Source organism: Bradyrhizobium sp. WSM2254, from assembly GCF_000472645.1.
Lineage (GTDB): Bacteria > Pseudomonadota > Alphaproteobacteria > Rhizobiales > Xanthobacteraceae > Bradyrhizobium > Bradyrhizobium niftali.
Genome location: NZ_AXAB01000001.1, coordinates 123,011 through 141,545, shown reverse-complemented (window position 1 = coordinate 141,545; position 18,535 = coordinate 123,011). Strand labels below are relative to the sequence as shown.

The 18,535-nt window shown below is 65.2% G+C and carries 16 protein-coding genes; 6 read left to right on the top strand and 10 right to left on the bottom strand.

Features of this window, described 5'->3' with window-relative positions; translation table 11 throughout:
- Positions 1 to 32 precede the first annotated feature (32 nt).
- Together A3M7_RS0100650 and A3M7_RS0100645 are read right to left on the bottom strand one after the other, a co-directional pair.
- Positions 33 to 1,856 (bottom strand): caspase family protein, encoded by a 1,824-nt coding sequence (locus A3M7_RS0100650; protein ID WP_027542173.1) that lies wholly within the window; start codon positions 1,854 to 1,856, stop codon positions 33 to 35.
- Between the two features lie 175 nt (positions 1,857 to 2,031).
- On the bottom strand, positions 2,032 to 2,460 hold the full coding sequence (locus A3M7_RS0100645; protein ID WP_027542172.1) for a GFA family protein: 429 nt from the start codon (positions 2,458 to 2,460) through the stop codon (positions 2,032 to 2,034).
- Positions 2,461 to 2,553: 93 nt separating this feature from the next.
- Between A3M7_RS0100645 and A3M7_RS0100640 the strand changes: the two genes are divergently transcribed.
- The 3 genes from A3M7_RS0100640 to A3M7_RS0100630 all read left to right on the top strand — a co-directional run bounded on the left by A3M7_RS0100640 (position 2,554) and on the right by A3M7_RS0100630 (position 5,658).
- Complete coding sequence (locus A3M7_RS0100640; RefSeq protein ID WP_027542171.1) at positions 2,554 to 2,928, top strand: nuclear transport factor 2 family protein; 375 nt, start codon at positions 2,554 to 2,556, stop codon at positions 2,926 to 2,928.
- Between the two features lie 216 nt (positions 2,929 to 3,144).
- A complete protein-coding gene (gene bla / locus A3M7_RS0100635; RefSeq protein WP_027542170.1) occupies positions 3,145 to 4,002 on the top strand; it encodes a class A beta-lactamase in 858 nt (285 codons plus the stop codon).
- A gap of 45 nt (positions 4,003 to 4,047) precedes the next feature.
- Entirely contained in the window at positions 4,048 to 5,658 is a 1,611-nt protein-coding gene (locus A3M7_RS0100630; RefSeq protein WP_084301448.1) for a Na+/H+ antiporter, read from the top strand.
- 12 nt (positions 5,659 to 5,670) lie between these two features.
- On the opposite strand, the gene A3M7_RS0100625 is transcribed toward A3M7_RS0100630, so the two are convergent.
- From A3M7_RS0100625 to A3M7_RS0100600, 6 genes are all read right to left on the bottom strand, one after another.
- Positions 5,671 to 6,498 carry an N-acetylmuramoyl-L-alanine amidase gene (locus A3M7_RS0100625; RefSeq protein ID WP_027542168.1) on the bottom strand — a complete coding sequence of 276 codons (828 nt, stop codon included), beginning with the start codon at positions 6,496 to 6,498 and terminating at the stop codon, positions 5,671 to 5,673.
- A 3-nt stretch (positions 6,499 to 6,501) separates the two neighbouring features.
- Complete coding sequence (locus tag A3M7_RS0100620) at positions 6,502 to 7,839, bottom strand: Rieske 2Fe-2S domain-containing protein (protein ID WP_027542167.1); 1,338 nt, start codon at positions 7,837 to 7,839, stop codon at positions 6,502 to 6,504.
- 73 nt (positions 7,840 to 7,912) lie between these two features.
- The gene (locus A3M7_RS0100615; protein WP_027542166.1) at positions 7,913 to 8,809 is read right to left on the bottom strand and encodes a TauD/TfdA family dioxygenase; all 897 of its coding nucleotides are present in this window, start codon (positions 8,807 to 8,809) and stop codon (positions 7,913 to 7,915) included.
- 242 nt (positions 8,810 to 9,051) lie between these two features.
- Positions 9,052 to 10,335 carry a flavodoxin-dependent (E)-4-hydroxy-3-methylbut-2-enyl-diphosphate synthase gene (gene ispG / locus A3M7_RS0100610; protein ID WP_027542165.1) on the bottom strand — a complete coding sequence of 428 codons (1,284 nt, stop codon included), beginning with the start codon at positions 10,333 to 10,335 and terminating at the stop codon, positions 9,052 to 9,054.
- A 12-nt stretch (positions 10,336 to 10,347) separates the two neighbouring features.
- The gene (locus A3M7_RS0100605; RefSeq protein ID WP_027542164.1) at positions 10,348 to 11,301 is read right to left on the bottom strand and encodes a DMT family transporter; all 954 of its coding nucleotides are present in this window, start codon (positions 11,299 to 11,301) and stop codon (positions 10,348 to 10,350) included.
- 35 nt (positions 11,302 to 11,336) lie between these two features.
- The gene (locus A3M7_RS0100600) at positions 11,337 to 11,831 is read right to left on the bottom strand and encodes a Fur family transcriptional regulator (RefSeq protein WP_027542163.1); all 495 of its coding nucleotides are present in this window, start codon (positions 11,829 to 11,831) and stop codon (positions 11,337 to 11,339) included.
- Between the two features lie 156 nt (positions 11,832 to 11,987).
- On the opposite strand from A3M7_RS0100600, the gene A3M7_RS0100595 reads away from it, so the two are divergent.
- The 3 genes from A3M7_RS0100595 to A3M7_RS0100585 are packed head-to-tail and all read left to right on the top strand — an operon-like array spanning position 11,988 to position 15,212.
- Positions 11,988 to 12,470: a MarR family winged helix-turn-helix transcriptional regulator gene (locus A3M7_RS0100595; RefSeq protein ID WP_027542162.1), complete on the top strand. Its 483-nt coding sequence runs from the start codon at positions 11,988 to 11,990 to the stop codon at positions 12,468 to 12,470.
- Complete coding sequence (locus A3M7_RS0100590; protein WP_027542161.1) at positions 12,463 to 13,626, top strand: HlyD family secretion protein; 1,164 nt, start codon at positions 12,463 to 12,465, stop codon at positions 13,624 to 13,626. Before A3M7_RS0100595 ends, A3M7_RS0100590 begins: the two co-directional genes overlap by 8 nt.
- A 29-nt stretch (positions 13,627 to 13,655) precedes the next feature.
- Positions 13,656 to 15,212 (top strand): MDR family MFS transporter, encoded by a 1,557-nt coding sequence (locus A3M7_RS0100585; protein ID WP_027542160.1) that lies wholly within the window; start codon positions 13,656 to 13,658, stop codon positions 15,210 to 15,212.
- Positions 15,213 to 15,439: 227 nt separating this feature from the next.
- Here A3M7_RS0100585 and A3M7_RS0100580 read toward each other — a convergent pair whose 3' ends face one another.
- Both A3M7_RS0100580 and A3M7_RS0100575 read right to left on the bottom strand, forming a co-directional pair.
- Positions 15,440 to 16,531: a phosphotransferase gene (locus tag A3M7_RS0100580; protein WP_027542159.1), complete on the bottom strand. Its 1,092-nt coding sequence runs from the start codon at positions 16,529 to 16,531 to the stop codon at positions 15,440 to 15,442.
- A gap of 48 nt (positions 16,532 to 16,579) precedes the next feature.
- On the bottom strand, positions 16,580 to 18,271 hold the full coding sequence (locus tag A3M7_RS0100575; RefSeq protein ID WP_027542158.1) for a methyl-accepting chemotaxis protein: 1,692 nt from the start codon (positions 18,269 to 18,271) through the stop codon (positions 16,580 to 16,582).
- Positions 18,272 to 18,535 lie beyond the last annotated feature (264 nt).

Below are 18,535 nucleotides of genomic sequence, written 5' to 3'. Positions count from 1 at the left end.
CGCCAGGACGATGTCGGGAAGCAGTAGCCTTCTCAGTTGCAGACCTCGGCATTGGCATCGACGTGGGGGCCGCCGCCACCGCGATATACGAGGCGGCAGCCGGGCCTGACCGGTCGGCAGAGGAGATCGTTGCAGAAAATCCGACCGCCGCCGCCCGAGGCGCGACCCGCGCCGGCCGCCGCAGCGGCACCATAGCCGCCCGCCGCCGCAGCAGCCGCGCCGCCGGACTGACGACCCTGCCGTGCGGGACGCTCATCGCCGTCGTCGCGCTTGGCCGTCGTCGGCTTGGCCGTTGCGGGCTTGACGGCACGCTGCTTCTCGCACTCATTGTCGTTGTTGATCGCATAGCCGTCACGACAGACGATCTTGCTGCATTTGTCGCCGTCGGCCTTGAAGCCGTGCTCGCAGACCAGCGGGCAGACGCGCGACGGTTTTGACTTGACCGCATCGAGCGCATCGGTGCTCGCCACCTTCACGTCGAGCTTGGTGCCGGCATAGCGATTGAACTGCGACAGCGACCGCTGCGAGGAATTATTCCAATTGCCGTCGGCCTGCCCGGAGAAGCAGCCGACGCGGCCGAGCTCGGTCTGCACCGAGCGGCTGAGATCGGCCGGCGCAGTCGCGGGCGTCAGTGACGCGACGTTGGTGCCGGCCGGGCTCGCCGTGCTGGCCGGCGCAGCGGCCGGGGCCGTGGCGGCAAGGTTGACGCGCTGCTGCTCGGCGGCGGCCGCCTGCTGCTGCGCCTGCTCCTTCGCCTTCTGGGCGGCAAGCTGCGCCTGCTCGGCGGCCTTCGCGTCGGCCGCAGCCTTGGCCTGCGCATCCTTCTGCGCACCGAGGGCGGCAAGACGGTCGCGCTCGGCCTCGGCTTGCTTGGCCTTCTCGATCGCCGCCGCATGAGCCTGCTCGGCACCGATCTTCTCGAGCTGAAGCTTGGCGAGGCTGGAATAGAAGCCGTCAGGATGCTGGGCGAGGAAGGCGTCCCATGCCGCCCTGTTGCCGACCTGGAGCGCGAGCTCGTAGTCGCGGCGGATGTCGGCCTGCGGGTTCGCCACGGGCGCCGCTGCGGCTGCAGCCGCCACCTTGACCGGCACCAGCGGGACGTCGTCGCCGCCGAGCGAGCCATAGACGAACGGCTCCTGCTTGTTGCCGGTCGACTTGAGCACGTCGTCGCGCACGAAGCCGAAGGCACGGCGGACATCGAGGCCCGGCGTCGTCAGGTGCTTCGACAGCGCAACCGTAAAGGGGCTATTGGCGCCGTCGCCGTCCTGCGCCGTGAAGCCAGCCTTGGCCGAATAGGCAATCAGCGTGTTGGGGCTGGTCGGCTCGACCTTGGCGAGGCCCCGGCCGATGCCGCGCGAGGCCACCGTGCGCTTCATGGTCTTGCCGAACGGGTTGTCGCGGCAGGCATCCAGGATCACCAGGCGGAGCAGCTTCGCGGGTTCGACGGCGACCAGGACGCGGTCGAGCGAGAGTGCTTCGTCGTAGACGTCGGTATCGCGCTCGAGCCTGGCGTCAACGGGGATCAGATAGTTGGAGCCTTCGACCTCGATGCCGTGACCGGCATAATAGACCACGGCGATGTCGGCATCACGGGTCGCGTCCGCGAAGTCGCGCAGCACGCGCCGCGTATCCAGGGCCGACAAATCGTGCCGGTAATCGACGGTGTCGAAACCGGCATCCTTCAGCGTCTTCGCCATCACCGAACCGTCATTGACAGGGTTGGTGAGTGTCGGCGCATGCTGATAGGCCGAATTGGCCAGCACCAGCGCCACGCGCTTTCCGGCAAAAGCAGGTTCGGCGCCGAACAGCAGCACGAGGGCGAGGAGAAGCGGGCAAAGTCTGAGCAAATTGCGCATGACACGACTTCCGAAAGTTCAGGACCATTCGAGCCCTTTGGGATCGTTCTAGCAGGCTCCAGCGCTGGTGCTTGGGATGGAGGTCACGAAGGCGGCGCCGACGACAGACCCGATGCCTCCTTTGATTTGTCGCGCCAGCGCCGTCGCGGTTCGCTGAGGCGCAGGCCGGGTTCCCTCATCCATCCCCGACGTGCCCCCGATATTGCGGCAGATCGTCCGTAATCTCATGCCAGGGCGCCTTCGAGCCGACGAAAATATGGGCGCTCGGCCGGATCGAGGGGGCATCGACCAGGGTTCCCATGGCGACATGGACCCATTTTCCGTCACGCACCCGGGAATAAAGCAGCGAGCCGCAACGGGCGCAGTGGGCGTCATGGGTGGTGTCGTCCCCGAAAATGATCCGCTGGTCGTCACCCCGGATGATGCGGAGCTTCTCTTGCGGAATGCCGGCGAACGGCTTGAAAGCGGAGCCGGTGGTGCGACGGCAGTTCGAACAATGGCAGTTCATTGCGTAAGAGAATTGGTCCGCTACCTCGTAGCACACGGCGCGGCAGTAGCATTCGCCGGTGAGAATACGAGCGTTCGAGTTTTCTGATCCGGTCATGGCAACGCCTGCGCGCAAATGGCTGACACACCCATAGCGCATTTTGATGCGTACGACTAAATTCCCCCGAGCCATCATTCAAAGGGATGACCCATGAGCCAGAATCGTTCGAGCGTCGAAGCCGTCGTGCAAAGCTATTTTGACGGGCTCTACGAGGGCGACGCCGACAAACTCGGCGCCATCTTCCATCCCTCCGCCGATCTGCGCTGGGTCGAGAAGGGTGAATTACAGGTACTGACCGTGCCGGATTGGCTCGACCGCGTGCGCAAGCGTCCCTCCGGCAAGGCCGAAGGCAAGCCGCGCGAGGATTTCATCGTCACCATCGACCGTTCGGACGACAAGACCGCCTTCATCAAGGTCCGGTGCCAGCTGCCGCCACGGTTCTTCACCGACTACCTGGTGGCGATGAAGCTCGCCGACGGCTGGCAGATCGTATCGAAATCGTACCGGTATGACCTGAGGGAGTGAGGGACGCGCAATGACGTGCCCCCTCTCCCCGTTCTTACGGGGAGAGGGTTGGGGTGAGGGGCTGCTTCCGCGATCACGATGACAGTTGGATTCGCGGAGAGTCCCCCTCACCCGGAATTCGCGCTGCGCGCGCATTCCGGCCTCTCCCCGCAAGCGGGGAGAGGCGAAGAAGGAGCGCTCACTCGCCATCGCTTATGATGTGTCAAAGGCCCCCCAATGTTCCTCGACCGCCGCTCTCTGCTCGCTTCACTCTGCTCGATGGCCGTCAGCCCCGCGCTTGCCGCCGCCGCGCCGCCTGAGCTCGAGGCCTATGAGCGCGAAAGCGGCGGACGGATCGGGCTCTATGCGGAGAACCTTGCGACCGGCGCGAAGATCGCCTGGCGCGCCGACGAGCGGTTCGTCATGTGCTCGACGTTCAAGGCCTCACTTGCGGCCTGCGTGCTGGCGCGGGTCGATCGCGGCCAGGAGCAACTCGCGGCCACGATCCCTTACGGCCAGGCCGACCTGCTGAGCTATGCGCCTGTTGCTAAGCAAAATCTCGCGGCCGGCAAGATGTCGGTCGCCGAGATGTGCAAGGCGATCGTCGAGCTCAGCGACAACACCTGCGCCAATCTGCTGCTGGCGCGGATCGGCGGGCCGGCCGCCCTCACCGCGTTCTGGCGATCGCTTGGTGACACCACCTCACGGATCGACCACAACGAGCCTGAGGTCAATCGCTCCGCGCCCGGCGATCCCCATGACACCACGACGCCGGCAGCGATGGCCGGCAATCTGCGGCGGCTGGTGACGGGCGAAGCGCTGTCGCCGGCGTCACGTGCCCAGCTCACCGAATGGATGGTGGGCTGCAAGACCAGTGCAAACCGGCTGCGCGGTGGCCTGCCCGCGAGCTGGACCATCGGCGACAAGACCGGCAACAACGGCAAGGACGCATCGGGCGATATCGCAGTCGCCTGGACCAAGCCGGACACGCCGATCCTGATCGCGGCCTACACCCAGGGCGGCTCGCCGACTGCCCCGCAGATCGAGGCCGCGTTCGCGCGCATCGGACGCATGGTGGCAGGGCGCCTGGCGTAAGGCCGCCGCATTGACCTCTTGGCCGCTTCCGGGCGAAGACAGGCCATGATCGCAGCGAAATTCCAGACCTTCCTGATCCTGCTCGCCGTGCTGGCGGGCACCGCGCTCGTCGCCCGCCGTTTCAACATCGCGCCTGCGATCTTGCTGATGCTGTCCGGCGTCGGCCTCGCCTTCGTGCCGGGCATGCCGCCGGTGGAACTGCCGCCGGAGCTGGTGCTGCTGATGGTGCTGCCGCCGCTGATCTACTCGGCGAGCGTCGCCATGAGCTGGCGCGAGTTCCGGAACAATCTGCGCCCAATTGTGCTGCTCGCGGTCGGCGCGGTGATCTTCACCGCGGCGATGGTGGCGGCCGCCACGCATTATTTGATCGGCCTGCCATGGACCATCGGCTTCCTGCTCGGGGCCATCGTCGCGCCGCCCGACGTGGTGGCGCCGCTCGCGATCGCGCGACGGCTCAATATACCGCGCCGCCTCCTGGTCATACTCGAAGGCGAAGGGCTCGCGAATGACGCCACCGCACTGATCCTCTACCGCTTCGCGCTCGCCGCCATCATGGTCGGCCATTTATCGCTGCCGCTGGCGGCCGGCGAGTTTGCCCTCATCGTCGCCGGCGAGATCGCCTTCGGCATCGGCGTCGGCTGGCTCTCGCTGCGCTTCCGCAAATGGGCGAAGGATCAGCAGGTCGAGCTCACGCTGTCGCTGATCACGCCTTACGTCTCCTACTGGCTGCCCGAGCATGTCGGCGGCTCCGGCGTGATCGCCACCGTCGCCTGCGGCCTCTATGTGAGCTGGAACGGCCCGCTTCTGATCTCCTCGGCGACGCGCCTGCAAGGTATCTTCTTCTGGGACCTCATCATCTATCTGATCGAGGGCTTGCTGTTCCTGCTCACCGGCTTCCAGATGCGCGCGCTCTACGAGAAATCGAAGGCGTTCCCGCTCGACGATATCCTCATCGCGACCGCCGTCGTGCTGACGATCATTGTGACTGCGCGCTTCGCCTGGCTCTATCCCGCGACCTATCTGCCGCGGATCTTCTCCAAATCATTGCGCAAGCGCGATCCGTCGCCGCCATGGCAATGGCCGTTCGTGCTCGCCTTCACCGGCGTGCGCGGCGCGGTGTCGCTGGCGGCGGCGCTGGCGCTGCCGTTCACGCTGCCGGGCGGCGAGGCCTTTCCGTATCGCGACCTGATCCTGTTCGTCGCCTTCGGCGTCATCTTCGTCACGCTGATCGGCGTCGGACTGACGCTGCCGCCGGTGGTGCGCTGGCTCGGCGTCGCTGAAGCCGGCCGCAACGAGCATGTCGCCGAGCATGAGGCGGAGATCACGGCGCGGCGCCAGGCGCTCGACGCCGCGCTGAAGTCGCTCGACGCTCTGGCCGAGGGAAAGGAGGTCTCGGATGAAGTGATGAGGCTTCTGCGCGCCCGCCACGAGATCCGCGCCAACCAGCTTCCCGATTCCCTCGATCCCGCGCACCACGACGTCTCCGCCGCCGGCACCGCGCTGACCCGCCAGCTGATCGTCGCCGAACGCAAATTCATCCACGACCTCCTGCGCGACGGCCAGATCACCGACGAGACGCGGCGCCGGATCGAGCGCGATCTGGATCTGGAGGAGGCGAGTTTGGCGAACCGGGAGTATCGGGGCGTGCCGCGGTAGCTTCTCGTCAAGCTACCGCCTCCCGCAAAACTCCCCCATCGCGGCCGCGACGGCTCCCGCGATCAGCTCCTGCCGCTCCAGGGAGTTCATCGCCATCTCCTCGTCGCGGTTGATGATCGAGCCGGCTTCGAGCAGCACCGCGGCGCTGTTCGTTCGCGACAGCACGACGAGCCCGTCATAGCGGTAGACACCGAGGTCCTTGTCGAGCAATTGGCGCCGATAGCGGCCCATCACCGGCAATGTGTATTGGCTGGCATAGTGCAGGCCCTGCTCTTTCAACTGCCGGCCGATAATCCGGGCCAGCAACAGGCTGGTGGCGAAGTGCGAATTGCGTTCGGATACGAACAGCGAATGGCCTGAAAACCGATCGCTGAAATAGCTCATCGAGCCGTCGAATTCCCAGGTCTCGAGCAGCTTGTCCGGCACCGAGTCGTGATGGATCGACAGCAGGAGATCGGCCCGGCCGTCATTCGCGGCACTGACGCGCTTGAACAGGCTCGGCCGCGCCTTGCCGTCCGTGACGAGCAGGCGGGTTGCGGCAAAGCCCTGGTCCCTGAGTTTCGCCGTGATCAATCGTCCGAGCCGGAAGTTGAAGCCGAACTCCGGATCATTGCGCGCGCTCAGCGCGCCGTAGGAGTCCGCGGTGTGCCCGACATCCACGACGATCCGGAATTTCGGCATTTCACATCTGGCCGATAACGCCGGCGGCTTCGGCCTGGACTTGGGCCCGGGCTTCGCCATCGTTCGCGCGGCAGCGGCATGTCCGTGCTGAACGGGGGCCAGCGACGACAGCAAGGTCGACGCGACCAATCCAGCGATGATGCTGCGCAACTGCCCCAAGCGCTACTCCGCTGCCGCTACCTTGGGACGGCCGACGAAGCCTGCGACGTCGCCAAAACGTTCCAGCATCACCGCCGGCAGGTCCTTGGCCTTGCTGGCGACGCAGGCGCCGGAGCGCACCGCATAGCGATCCTGGTGTGCGGCCTGCGGCGGCGGCTCGCCCTGCTGAAGCGCGCGCGCCAGCTCCATCACGACTTTCCGGAAATGCATGATGCCGAGATCGGTCGGGCCGAGATGCTCCCGGGTACGGTCGGCGATCGGGCCCTGGCTGTCCTGCACGGCGGCGTCCTGCTCGGAGACGCCCTTGATGCCGGTGTAGCTCCTGGTCTTCTGGAGCTTGCGGTCGATCAGGTAATCATTGCCCTTGTGGCGCAACGGCACGTAATTGTCGTCGACCTCCGCGATCACGCCGTTGCCGCGATCGAACGCGTCGCGTTCGGCTTGCGTCAGCGGCCGCACGGGATTCCAGGCATAGGTGTAGATCCAGCAATTGGTGTCGGTGACGGGCACGAAGGTCTGGCCGAAGATGTTCTCACCCGGCATCGCGCTCGGCGCGTAGGCGTGGAACGGCATCAGGAACTGCGCGATCCGCCAATAGATGTTGTCGCTGCCGGTGAGCCGGCCACCCGCGATCGTCAGCCCGGCTTCATGCGGACTGACCTTGATCACCGGGCGCGGATCCTCGGCGATCCAGCGCATGTGATCGGTGCTGACGCGGACAAGCGGATTCACAAAGTGCTTCTTGATGTCCAGAATCTCGTTCTCCTCCTTGTCGAAGGAGAGATGCGCAAAGGTGAAATGCGCGGTGTCGATCGAGCCCTCCAGCGCCTGCACCCAGTTGCAGTCCTGCCATTTCTTGCTGACGTAACGGTGTGAGGCCGGCAGCAGCGCCATTTCGAGATCGGGCAGCTCGGGCATGGCGTTCGCCGGGCCCATATAGGCCCAGATCATCTCGCCCCATTCGCGCGCCGGATAGGACTTGATGCGGATGAGATCCTTGGCGTTGAGATCGGGATAGGAGGTCGGCATGTCGACGCAGGCACCGTCGGTATCGAACTTCCAGCCGTGATAGACGCAGCGAATGCCGCACTCCTCAACGCGCCCAAGCCAGAGATTGGCGCCACGATGCGGGCAGTATTGATCGATGATTCCGACGACGCCGCGCGAGTCGCGGAAGGCGAGCAGCTCCTCGCCGAGCACGGTGATCTTCTTGGGCTCGCTGTCGGGCTCGGGCAGTTCTTCGGACAGCAGGACGGGAATCCAGAAGCGGCGCAACAGCTCGCCCATGCCCGTTTCCGGGCCGGCCTCGGTCAGGAATTTGTTATCCTCGGCGCGGAGCATTGCGGATCCTCCCGATTTGTTTTTTGGGAAGATTGGCGCGGCAGCGAGAGGACGTCAACGCAAGAAGCGGCGCCTACACCGGCCGCTCCCCCTTCACTGTCACCCGCGTGCCCGAGCGCGTATGCGGCCAGTAGTCCCACATCGCGCGGTGCTGGGTGCAGCGGTTGTCCCAGAAGGCGATGGCGTTCTCGGTCCAGCGGAAGCGGCACTGGAACAGCGGGTTCTCGGCGTGCTGGTAAAGATAGGCGAGCATCGCGTCGCTCTCGTCGCGCGGGATGCCGTTGATGTGGCGGGTGAAGCCGCGGTTGACGTAGAGCGCTTTCCTAGCCGTGACCGGGTGCGTGCGCACCACCGGATGCTCCGCGTTCGGATAGGACGGACGATCGGCGACGCCATAGTTGGCATAGAGACCGCGATAGATCGGCTCGCCGTCATGCAGCGCGGTCAGACCGTCGAGATAGGCTTTCATGCGATCCGACAGCGCCTCATAGGCCGCGTACATGTTGGCAAACAGCGTGTCGCCGCCGCGCGGCGGACACTGCTTGATGTAGAGGATCGAGCCCATCGGCGGCTCGAGATCGCAGGACACGTCGGAGTGCCAGCCCTCGCCATTGGCGCGGGGCGAGTTCTTGTCGGCGTAGATCTTCATCAGCGCCGGGTCTTCGTCCTCGTGCGGCGCGGCGGGATGAAAATGCAGCTCGCCGAACTTGCGGCCGAAGGCGAGATGCTGCTGTGGCGTGATGTGCTGGTCGCGGAAGAAGATCACGAGGTTTTCCGCGAGCGCGCGGTGAACCTCATCCATCTGCCGGTTGGAACGGCCATCGCCATCGACGAGCTTGCCGATGTCGACGCCGGATATTTCAGCGCCGATGATCGGTGTGAGCTTTTCGACCGCGATGGTTTCGTAAGGCGCGCCGTCTTCCGCCATGTGACGGTAGCGCGGGCCCTGCTTGCCGGCGAGTGAGCTCATGGCGTGTCTCCCGATCGTTTTGATTGGGAGCATGGTAGCGCGCGGTTAGGGATGTGCAATGCGCGCCGCAAAAACAGCCGTCGTCCCGGGGCGCGCGTAGCGCGAGCCCGGGACCCATAACCACAGGATCGAATTTGACGAAGACTCGTAACCACCATCTCGCGCCATAACCACGGCCTGTGGTTATGGGTCCCGGCCTTCGCCGGGACGACAGCTGAGCGTGGGGCGCTAGCGGAGTGAAATCACTCCGCCGCGGTCACCGGCACCTTGGCGCCCTGGCCGTAGCGCTGGTCGATGTAGTCGATCACCAGTGCCTTGAAGTCGGCGGAGATGGTCGGGCCGCGCAGCGTGCGGAACTTCTTGCCGTCGACGAAAACAGGCGCGGCCGGCGCTTCACCGGTGCCGGGCAAGGAGATGCCGATATTGGCGTGCTTGGATTCGCCGGGGCCGTTGACGATGCAGCCCATCACCGCGACGTTGAGCTCTTCCACACCCGGATATTTCGTCTTCCAGGCCGGCATCTCGTCGCGGATGAAATCCTGGATCGAGCGCGCCAGCTCCTGGAACGTGGTCGAGGTGGTACGGCCGCAGCCGGGGCACGCCGCAACCAGCGGCACGAAGGTGCGGAAGCCCATGGTCTGCAAGAGTTCCTGGCCGACCTGCACTTCACGTGTGCGGTCGCCGCCGGGCTCCGGCGTCAGCGAAATGCGGATGGTATCGCCGATGCCCTGCTGCAGCAGGATGCCGAGCGCGGCCGAGGAGGCGACGATGCCCTTCGAGCCCATGCCGGCCTCGGTGAGACCGAGATGGATGGCGTAGTCGGAGCGCGACGCGAGGTCCTGGTAGACCGCGATGAGGTCCTGCACCGCCGAGACCTTTGCGGAGAGGATGATGCGGTCCTTCGGCATGCCGAGCTCTTCGGCGCGCGCGGCCGAGAGCAGCGCCGACTGCACCATGGCCTCGCGCGTCACCGCGCGCACGTCGCGCGGATTGGCGGAGGCGGCATTCTCGTCCATCAGCTTGGTCAGCAGCTCCTGGTCGAGCGAGCCCCAATTGGCGCCGATGCGGACCGGCTTGCTGTTCTTGTTCGCGATCTCGATGATGTCGGCGAACTGGGTGTCGCGCTTGTCCTTGAAGCCGACATTGCCGGGATTGATGCGGTACTTGGCGAGCGCCTCGGCGCAGGCCGGATAGGCTGCGAGCAGCTTGTGGCCGATATAATGGAAGTCGCCGATCAAGGGCGTGGTGATGCCGCGCTTGGCGAGGCCGTCACGGATGTGCGGGACGGCGGCTGCGGCCTCCTCGCGATCCACGGTGATGCGGACCATTTCGGAGCCGGCGCGCGCGAGCGCTGCGACCTGGGCGATGGTGCCGTCGATATCGGCGGTGTCGGTGTTGGTCATCGACTGCACGACGATCGGCGCCCCGCCGCCCACGGCGACGTCTCCGACCTTGACTTGGGTGGTCCGGTGCCGGGGCGCCGGGCCCGCGATGTCTGAATCGATGGTGTTCTCGAGCTTGTTCATGGGGTCCAAATATCAGGTTTTGGTGACGTTCAGCAATGCATCGCGCGGCGCCGCAGCCGTTTGGCTGGGACGGTTAACCAGAAAAAGCCCAGCAATTACAAGGACCGCGGCGGCCCCGAATGTCAGGCTCAAGGTGTCGTGCATGATGAAATAGCTACCCACCACGCCAAACAAAGGGGTGATGAAGGTAAAAGCAGACAATTTGCTGGCCGAATAGGCCTTCACCAGCGCGAACCAAAGCGTGAACGTGGTTCCCACCACCCAGATCGCCTGGAAGGCCATCAGGGCGAGGGACAGCGGCGCCGGCGTGTGGGTGATGGACTCGCCGAACAGCCAGGCCGCCAGGCCCAGGATCGGGATCGAGGTTGCAACCTGGTAGCCCAGCGCCTTCTCCGGCGCGGCGAAGCGCAGCCGCGTGCCCTTGGCGACCAGGGTCGTTGCCGCCCACAGCGCGGCACCGCCGACGATCATGAGGTCGCCGAGCAGCACCTTGGCATCGACATCCGGCTGCGGCACGCCGATGGCGAGCGCGACACCGGCAAAGCTCACCGCGAGCCCCAGCCATTGCGTGCCGCCGAGCCGTTCGCCGAGCACCTGGTAAGAGCCGAGCGCGACGAAGAACGGCGCGGTGTAAAGAAACACCACGGCCCGGGACGCCGGCGTGAGGCGCAGGCCCTGGAAGATCAGCACGAACTCGATGCCGAACATCAGCCCGGCGATCAGGCCGGGCTTCCAGGTCCCGTCCTTCTCGAAGAATTTGACGCCACGTAAGCTGCCGATGATGAACAGCACCGGCAGCGCGCCCATCGAGCGGATCATCGCCTGGAGCATCGGCGGGATGTCCGGCAGCACCAGCTTCACCGCGATCTGGTTGAAGCCCCAGGTCAGGCACAGCATCAGCATCAGGGCGATGGCGCCGGCACTGAGAGGGCGACCGGCGGACGGTATGGCTTGAGGTGAGGACATTTCTTCCCGAATACCGGCTTCGCGCCGTTGTTGCTTTATGCAGTTTTCTGACAATGGGCGCAGATGCCCGTGATCTCGACCACGGACAATTTGGGGGCAAAGCCCGAGCTGCGCGCGGCGGCGTTGATATCCTTGGCGAAGGACGCTGACGGGATCTCGCCGACCAGACCGCAGCGCTCGCAGATCAGGAACGCCACCGCCGAGGTCGCATCGTGGTCGTGGGCGGCGCAGGCGAGATAGGCGTTGCGGCTTTCGATGCGGTGCACGAGGCCGTTCGCCATCAAGAAATCGAGAGCACGGTAGACTGTGATCGGCGCCGGCCGCGGCATCGACTTGGCGAGTTCGTCGATCACCTCATAGGCGCCGAGCGGCCGGTGGCTGGAGAGCAGCGCCCCGAGCACTTGGCGGCGAATCGGCGTGAATTTCTGCGCGCGCTGCTCGCAGACCTCCTCGGCATGCGCCAGCGCGTCCGCAGTGCAGCGGCCGTGATCGTGGTCGGGCGCGGGAAATGCCGGCTTTGCGAGGGTCATTTGGCCTGCCTTCTAGCATTTCGGCGAGGGAACCCAAAGCACGACCGGCGAACGGCGGTCAGCCATGCTCTTGCTGCGGGACAGCGTCCCGTTACCCCGCCATGAAAAAATCATAAGCTTGCTTATAGTATCCCAAGCTTATAGGAGACCAAGCTCATGAGCCGCGGGCCCGTGGACCAGAACTTCCTGTTTACGCTCGCCGAGCTCTATCGCCTGCTGCGTGTCTACGCCGACAAGGAGGCGTCGCGCTTCGGCATCACCCGCGCGCAATGGGCGGTGCTGGCCAAGGTCGAGCGCAGCGAGGGCATGAAGCAGTCGGAGCTCGCCGAGCTCCTCGAGGTGCAGCCGATCACGCTGACGCGCCTGATCGACAAGCTCTGCGACAATGACTGGATCGAGCGCCGCAATGACGCCTCGGACCGGCGCGTCAAGCGCCTCTACCTGAGGAAGGCCGGCCGGCAATTGCTCGGCAAGATGAGCGGGCTCAGGTCCGAAATCACCGCCAACGCGCTCGACGGCATCAATCCGGCGGACGCTCACCGTCTCCTCACCCAACTCGAAGCAATCAAGGAAAACGTGCGTACCGCGATCCAGACATCCGGAGCGGAACAAGCGCGTAAGGAGCAGCGCTATGGCTGATCAAGTCATCAAGTTCCCGCCCGAGCAGAAGAGCGACAGCGGCAAGCCCACCAAGAAGGCCGGCACCGACCCGCGCCGCCGCCTGATCGCCGGCCTGCGCCGTTATCGCCGCTTCCTGCTCCTGGTCGTGCTGCCGATCGTCGTCGCCATTGCCGGCTTGGCCTTCTATCTGAATGGCGGCCGCTATGTCGGCACCGACGACGCCTATGTCGGCGCGCAGAAGGTGCTTGTGACGCCCGACATCTCCGGCAAGATCGAGAAGGTCGTCGTGAGGGAAGGTCAGCTCGTCAAGCAGGGCGATGAGCTGTTCGAGATCGATCCCGTGCCGTTCCGCCTCGCGGTGGACGAGGCCAGGGCGCAGCTCGCGCAGGCGCAGTCGACCTACGACAATCTCCGCGCCAACATCAAGATCTACGGCGACATGCTTAATCTCGCCCAGCAGGGCGTCGACCTCAAGCAGCGCGACGTCGAGCGCAAGCAGGCGCTGGTCAAGAACAGCTACGGCTCACAGCTCGACCTCGACAACGCGGCGAACGCGCTGGTCACATCAGGCTCGATCGCGCAGTACGTCAAGCAGCAGATCTCGACGGCCAAGACGCAGCTGCTCGGCGATACCGATCTGCCGCTGGAGAAATTCCCGCCCTACGCGCAGGCCAAGTCCAAGCTCGACAACGCCGAGCGCAATCTCGATCACGCCGTGGTGCGGGCGCCGATGGGCGGCGTCGCGACGCAGGTCGAGCAGATCCAGCTCGGCCGCTATGTCAGCGCCGGCACGCCGGTGTTCTCCATCATCGACATCGCCCATCCCTGGGTCGACGCCAATCCGAAGGAAAGCGACCTCACCTACGTCACCGAAGGACAGCCTGTTACCCTCGAGGTCGACGCGTTCCCGAACCACGTCTTCAAGGGCAAGATCGGCTCGCTCTCGCCCGGCACCGGCGCGCAATTCGCGATCCTGCCGCCGCAGAACGCCACCGGCAATTTCGTCAAGGTGGTGCAGCGCGTGCCGATCCGCATCTATTTCGACGAGACCGACAAATACGTGCGGAAGCTGAAAGCCGGCATGAGCGTCTACGCCACCATCGACACCGGCCATCGGCGCTCGCTCGCCGGCCTGCTCGGCCTGTCGGCGACCGCGGGCCAGGACAAAGACTAAGCCAAAGACCAAGAACAAGGACTGATCCGATGTCCGGCCCCAATGCCAGCCTGATGGTCCCCGGCCTGCGCCGGAACATGGTGACGATCTGCGCCATGACCGCGACCATCATGCAGGCGCTGGACACCACCATCGCCAACGTCGCCCTGCCCTACATGCAGGGCACGCTGTCGGCCTCGCAAGACCAGATCAACTGGGTCCTGACCTCCTACATCGTCGCCGCCGCGATCATGACGGCGCCGGTGGGCTGGATCGCCAACCGCTTCGGCCGCAAGCGCATCTTCATCATCTGCTCGGCCGGCTTCACCTTCGCGTCCGTGCTGTGCGGCCTCGCACAGGACATCAACCAGATGGTGCTGTTCCGCCTGCTGCAGGGCGTGTTCGGCGCGGCGCTGGTGCCGCTGTCGCAGTCGGTGATGCTCGACTATTACACGCTCCAGGAACGCGCCAAGGCGATGTCGATCTGGGGCATGGGCGTGATGATGGGCCCGATCATGGGTCCCTCGCTGGGAGCCTGGCTCACCGAGACCTATTCCTGGCACTGGGTGTTCTTCGTCAATCTGCCGTTCGGCGCCATCACCGTGCTCGGGCTGATCATCTTCATGGACGAGACCAGGAAGGATATCAGCCTCAAATTCGACTGGTTCGGCTTCGCCGCGCTGGCGGTCGCGATCGGCTCGCTTCAACTCGCGCTCGACCGTGGCGAGCAACTGGGCTGGCTCGAATCCAACGAGATCGTCGCGGAGTTCATCGTCTCCGCCGTCGCGTTCTACTTCTTCATCGCGCACTCCTTCACGACCTCGACGCCATTCATCCGCTTCGCGCTGTTCAAGGATCGTAATTTCGTCACCGGCTGCATGTTCATGGTCGTGATGGGGCTGGTGCTGTTCTCGACCATGGCGCTGGCCTCGCCCTACATGCAGAACGTGATCGGCTACCCCATCATCACCGCCGGCCTGCTGCTGGCGAGCCGCGGCTTCGGCACCTTCTTCGCCATGATGCTGGTCGGCCGCATGATGCGATATTTCGAGGCGCGCACCCTGATCATCTCAGGCCTGACGCTGACCGCGGGCTCGCTGTTCCAGATGACCGGCTGGACCGACCTCACCCAGGTGCCGGAGATCGTGACCGTGAGCGTCATCCAGGGCTTTGGCTTCGGCCTCGTCTTCGTGCCGCTCTCGACGGTGGCGTTCCTGACGCTGTCGAACGAGCTGCGTACCGACGGCACCGCGATGCTGACCCTGATGCGCAACGTCGCGAGTTCGGTCGGCATTTCCGTCGTCATCGCCCAGCTGACGCAGGGAACGCGCCGGACCTATGCGATCCTCTCCGAGCACATCAACCCGTTCAACCACGCGCTCCAGATGCCCGACGTCAGCGGCCTCATCAATCTCTCCACCGATGCCGGCCGCGCCATGGCCGACAGGATGGTCAGCGTGCAGGCGCAGATCATCGCCTTCGCGCACGACTATATGCTGGTGATGGTCTTCATCCTCTGCACCATCCCGCTCGCTTTGTTGATCGGCTCGACCAAGGCCACGCTGCGCAAGCAGGCCGCGGGGCCGGAACATGCGGTGATGGAGTAGGTGGCTCTGCGGAGCGCGCTACGCTGTCGTTGGGAGTTGAGCCGGAGCATCAATCTCCGCCGTCGTCCCGGCGAAGGCCGGGACCCATACCGCGTGATCTCTCGGGCTGCGGAAGGTGGAAGTACCGAACGACTAGTCTTCGCCAAACCACTCCCTGTGGTTATGGGTCCCGGCCCCCGTGCGCAATTGCGCACTAGGCCGGGACGACACCGAATCTGTGGGGCGAGTTACCCCAACAATTCCTCGCACCCCAAATCCTCGACCGCGATCATCACCCGCTCCAGATTGTTCCACCAGATCAACGGCGGGATGTTGATGCTCCACTGCCAGACCGGCCTGGTGATGTGCCAGAGCACCGACCAGCGGTAGTCGCGATCGAGCGCACCGCGCGTGTAGCCGGTGATGCCGCTCTCAATCAGCGTGTCGTGGTAGAGATTGAGCAGCGAGCGTTCGAGCGCCTGCCGGCGTTCCGGATACCAATGCATGGCCATCATATAGGCGAGGTCGTTGGTCGGAACGTTGATACTCCACAGATCGAAATCGAAGATGCGCACGGTGTCTGCGACGCCGGCGCGCGGCAGCATGAAATTCCAGATATGGGCGTCGCCATGGGTGATGCTGAGGTGCCGGCGTGAATGGTAGCGCTGGGACAGGCGGTCCGACTGATCGATGAGACGACGATAGAGGATGCGCCGCTCCTCGCTGAGGCGATCCCCGAGCAGGTCGGCGAAGCGGTCATAATGGCCCGCAAACGTCTCCATGTGTTGCGCGCTGTCCTCGGTGCTCGCCCAGGTGCCGGCGGTGTCGCCAAGTCCGGGATGGTCCCACCACGCCGCGTGCCAGCGTGCGAGGGTCGTAACGATCGCAACCGCCTGATCGCGCGATGGCGGCAGCGGCCAAGCCGTCGCGATTTCGTGGCTGTCGGTGAGGTCCTCGAGCAGAAGATGCCAAGTAAGGCTGCTCTCGTCGAAATGTCCGTCGAAGCAGCGGGGCGCGAGTCCCGGCGGCATTTTCGGTGCGAGCTGGGTGTAGAAGGCCACTTCGTGCCGGCCGCCATTTGCCAGCGTCTGCGCGAATGCGGAATTGGCAGTCTTCAGGATCAGCGATTGCGGGGCACCGGCGGATTCTCCGACATAGCGCAGGCCAAGGCGGATGATGTGTGACACGACGGTGTCACGCTGATGCAGCACCTTCACCTCGCGGACGGCGCCAGCGTCCAGCACGCCGCCCCTGCGTAGCGCGGCCGTCAGTTGGGCGGGCTCAACGACCGCCGGCAGTTGTGGAGGTGTCATAGCCACGATGCCCCTGCCCCGCGCCATCCTGCACGATCACAATCCCGGGCACCAGCGGGGACCTGGCGCCCGGCTTTAGGCCGCAGCCGTCGAGTCGCGCACGGTCCGGACCACGACCGACCGCAGCTGTTCGAGATTGGACGCCATGCCGGCGATCGCCTGCCTGACCTCCCCGGCGCGCTCGTTCACGGAGGCGGCGTCGCGGCTGACATTGCCGATCTTGGCCGAGACCTCCTTCGCGGCGGACGCCGATTCGGAAATCGACCGCGCGATCTCCCGCGTCGCGGCGTCCTGCTGCTCCATCGCGGCAGCAACCGAGGTCGCCACGCCGTCGATCTCGACGATGTGGCCCCCCATGGTCTCGACGGCATCGACCGCGGCCTGCGTCGAGGCCTGGATCTCGGCAATCAGCCGCCCGATCTCCTCGGTGGACTTGGCGGTCTGGTCGGACAGGGATTTCACTTCGGCGGCGACCACCGCGAAGCCGCGGCCGGCCTCGCCGGCACGCGCCGCCTCGATCGTGGCGTTGAGCGCCAGCAGGTTGGTCTGGCCGGCGATGCCGCCGATGAGGTCGGAGACCTCGGCAATCTTCTTCACCGATCCCGCCAACGCCTGAATGGTCGAACGCGCCTGCTCGCGGCCGGCAACGGCCGATCTGGTGACCGTGCTGGTCCGCGCGACCTGGCCCGCGATCTCGCGGATCGAAGCGCTCAGTTCTTCGGCCGCGGCCGAAACGGTCTGGGAGCTGCCGAGTGCCTGGGTGGAGGCGGCGGCCACCGCCTGCGACTCCGAGGACAGCGATCGCGCGATCTCGGACAGGCTGGAGACGGCCCGCTCGACGCCCTGGCTCGCCGCACTCGCGGTGTCGACCGAGCGCCCGGTCTCGCGCTCGACGGTCTCGGCCATCTGGTGCAGGGCGCCGCGCTTGGCGAGCGCGGCCTCCTGCTCCTTCTGCAACTGCTCCTCGCGCAGCCGCGTATTCTCGATCGCGGCCTGCTTGAACACCAGAAGCGCGCCCGCCATCGAGCCGACCTCGTCCTGGCGGTGGGCAAACGGAATGTCGGCGGCGATATCGCCGGTCGCGAGCTTTTGCATCGTATCCGTCATGCGCACGATCGGGCGCACCACGCCGAGGGCAACGCCGAGCAGCCCGGCGGCAATGAAGGCCAGGACGGCGGCGGTCACGCCGAGGAGGATATAGAGGATCGAGCTGTCGCGCTCCGCGGCCAGCTTCTCCATGTCGGCATTCTGCTTGTTGGCGCTCTCGACGATGCTGTCGATGACGGCGCGATGCGCGGTGTAGGCGTCCTTGAGCTGCGCGTAGGCGCGTTCGGCGGCAGCCATGTCCTTGGCCTTGAGAGCCGGCAGGAGCTGGTCCGACAGGAGCTTCCAGAACTTCTGCACCTCGGCATCGGACTTCGACACCAGTGCCGTCTTCAGGTCGGCCGAGAGGCTGGAAGCGATCCAGAATGCCTTGCGCTCGTCGTAATCCTTGCGGAGCTGGACCAGGCGCTCGCCATGGGCCGCCAGCTGGTCCGGCTCGCGCATGGCGAGGGTCGCCTCGAGATAGGCCTCGATGACATATTCCGGGGGCGGCAGGACGTCCGCGATGAGGTCGTTGCCGAGCTTGATGTCGGAATAGAGCGGCCCGCCGACCTTGAGCTCGCGCAGGGCGTAGAGGCTGGTGGAAACGACCGCCGTGAAGCCGATGGCGAGCACGATCCCGAATGCAATGACCGCAGAAGAAAGGGAGAGACGAATTTTCATGGAACAATCCAATGCCGCTGGTCGAAATCCGAATGGACCCTAAACAATTGCGGTAAACACGGGATTGCTTCGCGCGGAAATTGTATCCCGCGGACACCGGAAAATTACGGGAATTGAACGTCGAACGGCCGGTTTTGAGGCGGCGAGACCGACTCACGGCGCGAAGAGAGCGAAGTGAAACGACTCAGGCCCGATGCAGCGCAGCAGCCAGCTCGGTTGCGCTGGATGAGAAACGCGTGCCGGCTGTCGATATCGCCGGCACGC

Coding starts and splice junctions, on each gene's coding strand:
- A3M7_RS0100580 (WP_027542159.1), bottom strand. CDS start 16,531: ATGGCGCGGGGCAGGGGCATCGTGGCTATGACACCTCCACAACTGCCG.
- A3M7_RS0100585 (WP_027542160.1), top strand. CDS start 13,656: ATGTCCGGCCCCAATGCCAGCCTGATGGTCCCCGGCCTGCGCCGGAAC.
- bla (WP_027542170.1), top strand. CDS start 3,145: ATGTTCCTCGACCGCCGCTCTCTGCTCGCTTCACTCTGCTCGATGGCC.
- A3M7_RS0100575 (WP_027542158.1), bottom strand. CDS start 18,271: ATGAAAATTCGTCTCTCCCTTTCTTCTGCGGTCATTGCATTCGGGATC.
- A3M7_RS0100645 (WP_027542172.1), bottom strand. CDS start 2,460: ATGACCGGATCAGAAAACTCGAACGCTCGTATTCTCACCGGCGAATGC.
- A3M7_RS0100600 (WP_027542163.1), bottom strand. CDS start 11,831: ATGACCCTCGCAAAGCCGGCATTTCCCGCGCCCGACCACGATCACGGC.
- A3M7_RS0100595 (WP_027542162.1), top strand. CDS start 11,988: ATGAGCCGCGGGCCCGTGGACCAGAACTTCCTGTTTACGCTCGCCGAG.
- A3M7_RS0100640 (WP_027542171.1), top strand. CDS start 2,554: ATGAGCCAGAATCGTTCGAGCGTCGAAGCCGTCGTGCAAAGCTATTTT.
- ispG (WP_027542165.1), bottom strand. CDS start 10,335: ATGAACAAGCTCGAGAACACCATCGATTCAGACATCGCGGGCCCGGCG.
- A3M7_RS0100630 (WP_084301448.1), top strand. CDS start 4,048: ATGATCGCAGCGAAATTCCAGACCTTCCTGATCCTGCTCGCCGTGCTG.
- A3M7_RS0100620 (WP_027542167.1), bottom strand. CDS start 7,839: ATGCTCCGCGCCGAGGATAACAAATTCCTGACCGAGGCCGGCCCGGAA.
- A3M7_RS0100605 (WP_027542164.1), bottom strand. CDS start 11,301: ATGTCCTCACCTCAAGCCATACCGTCCGCCGGTCGCCCTCTCAGTGCC.
- A3M7_RS0100650 (WP_027542173.1), bottom strand. CDS start 1,856: ATGCGCAATTTGCTCAGACTTTGCCCGCTTCTCCTCGCCCTCGTGCTG.
- A3M7_RS0100615 (WP_027542166.1), bottom strand. CDS start 8,809: ATGAGCTCACTCGCCGGCAAGCAGGGCCCGCGCTACCGTCACATGGCG.
- A3M7_RS0100590 (WP_027542161.1), top strand. CDS start 12,463: ATGGCTGATCAAGTCATCAAGTTCCCGCCCGAGCAGAAGAGCGACAGC.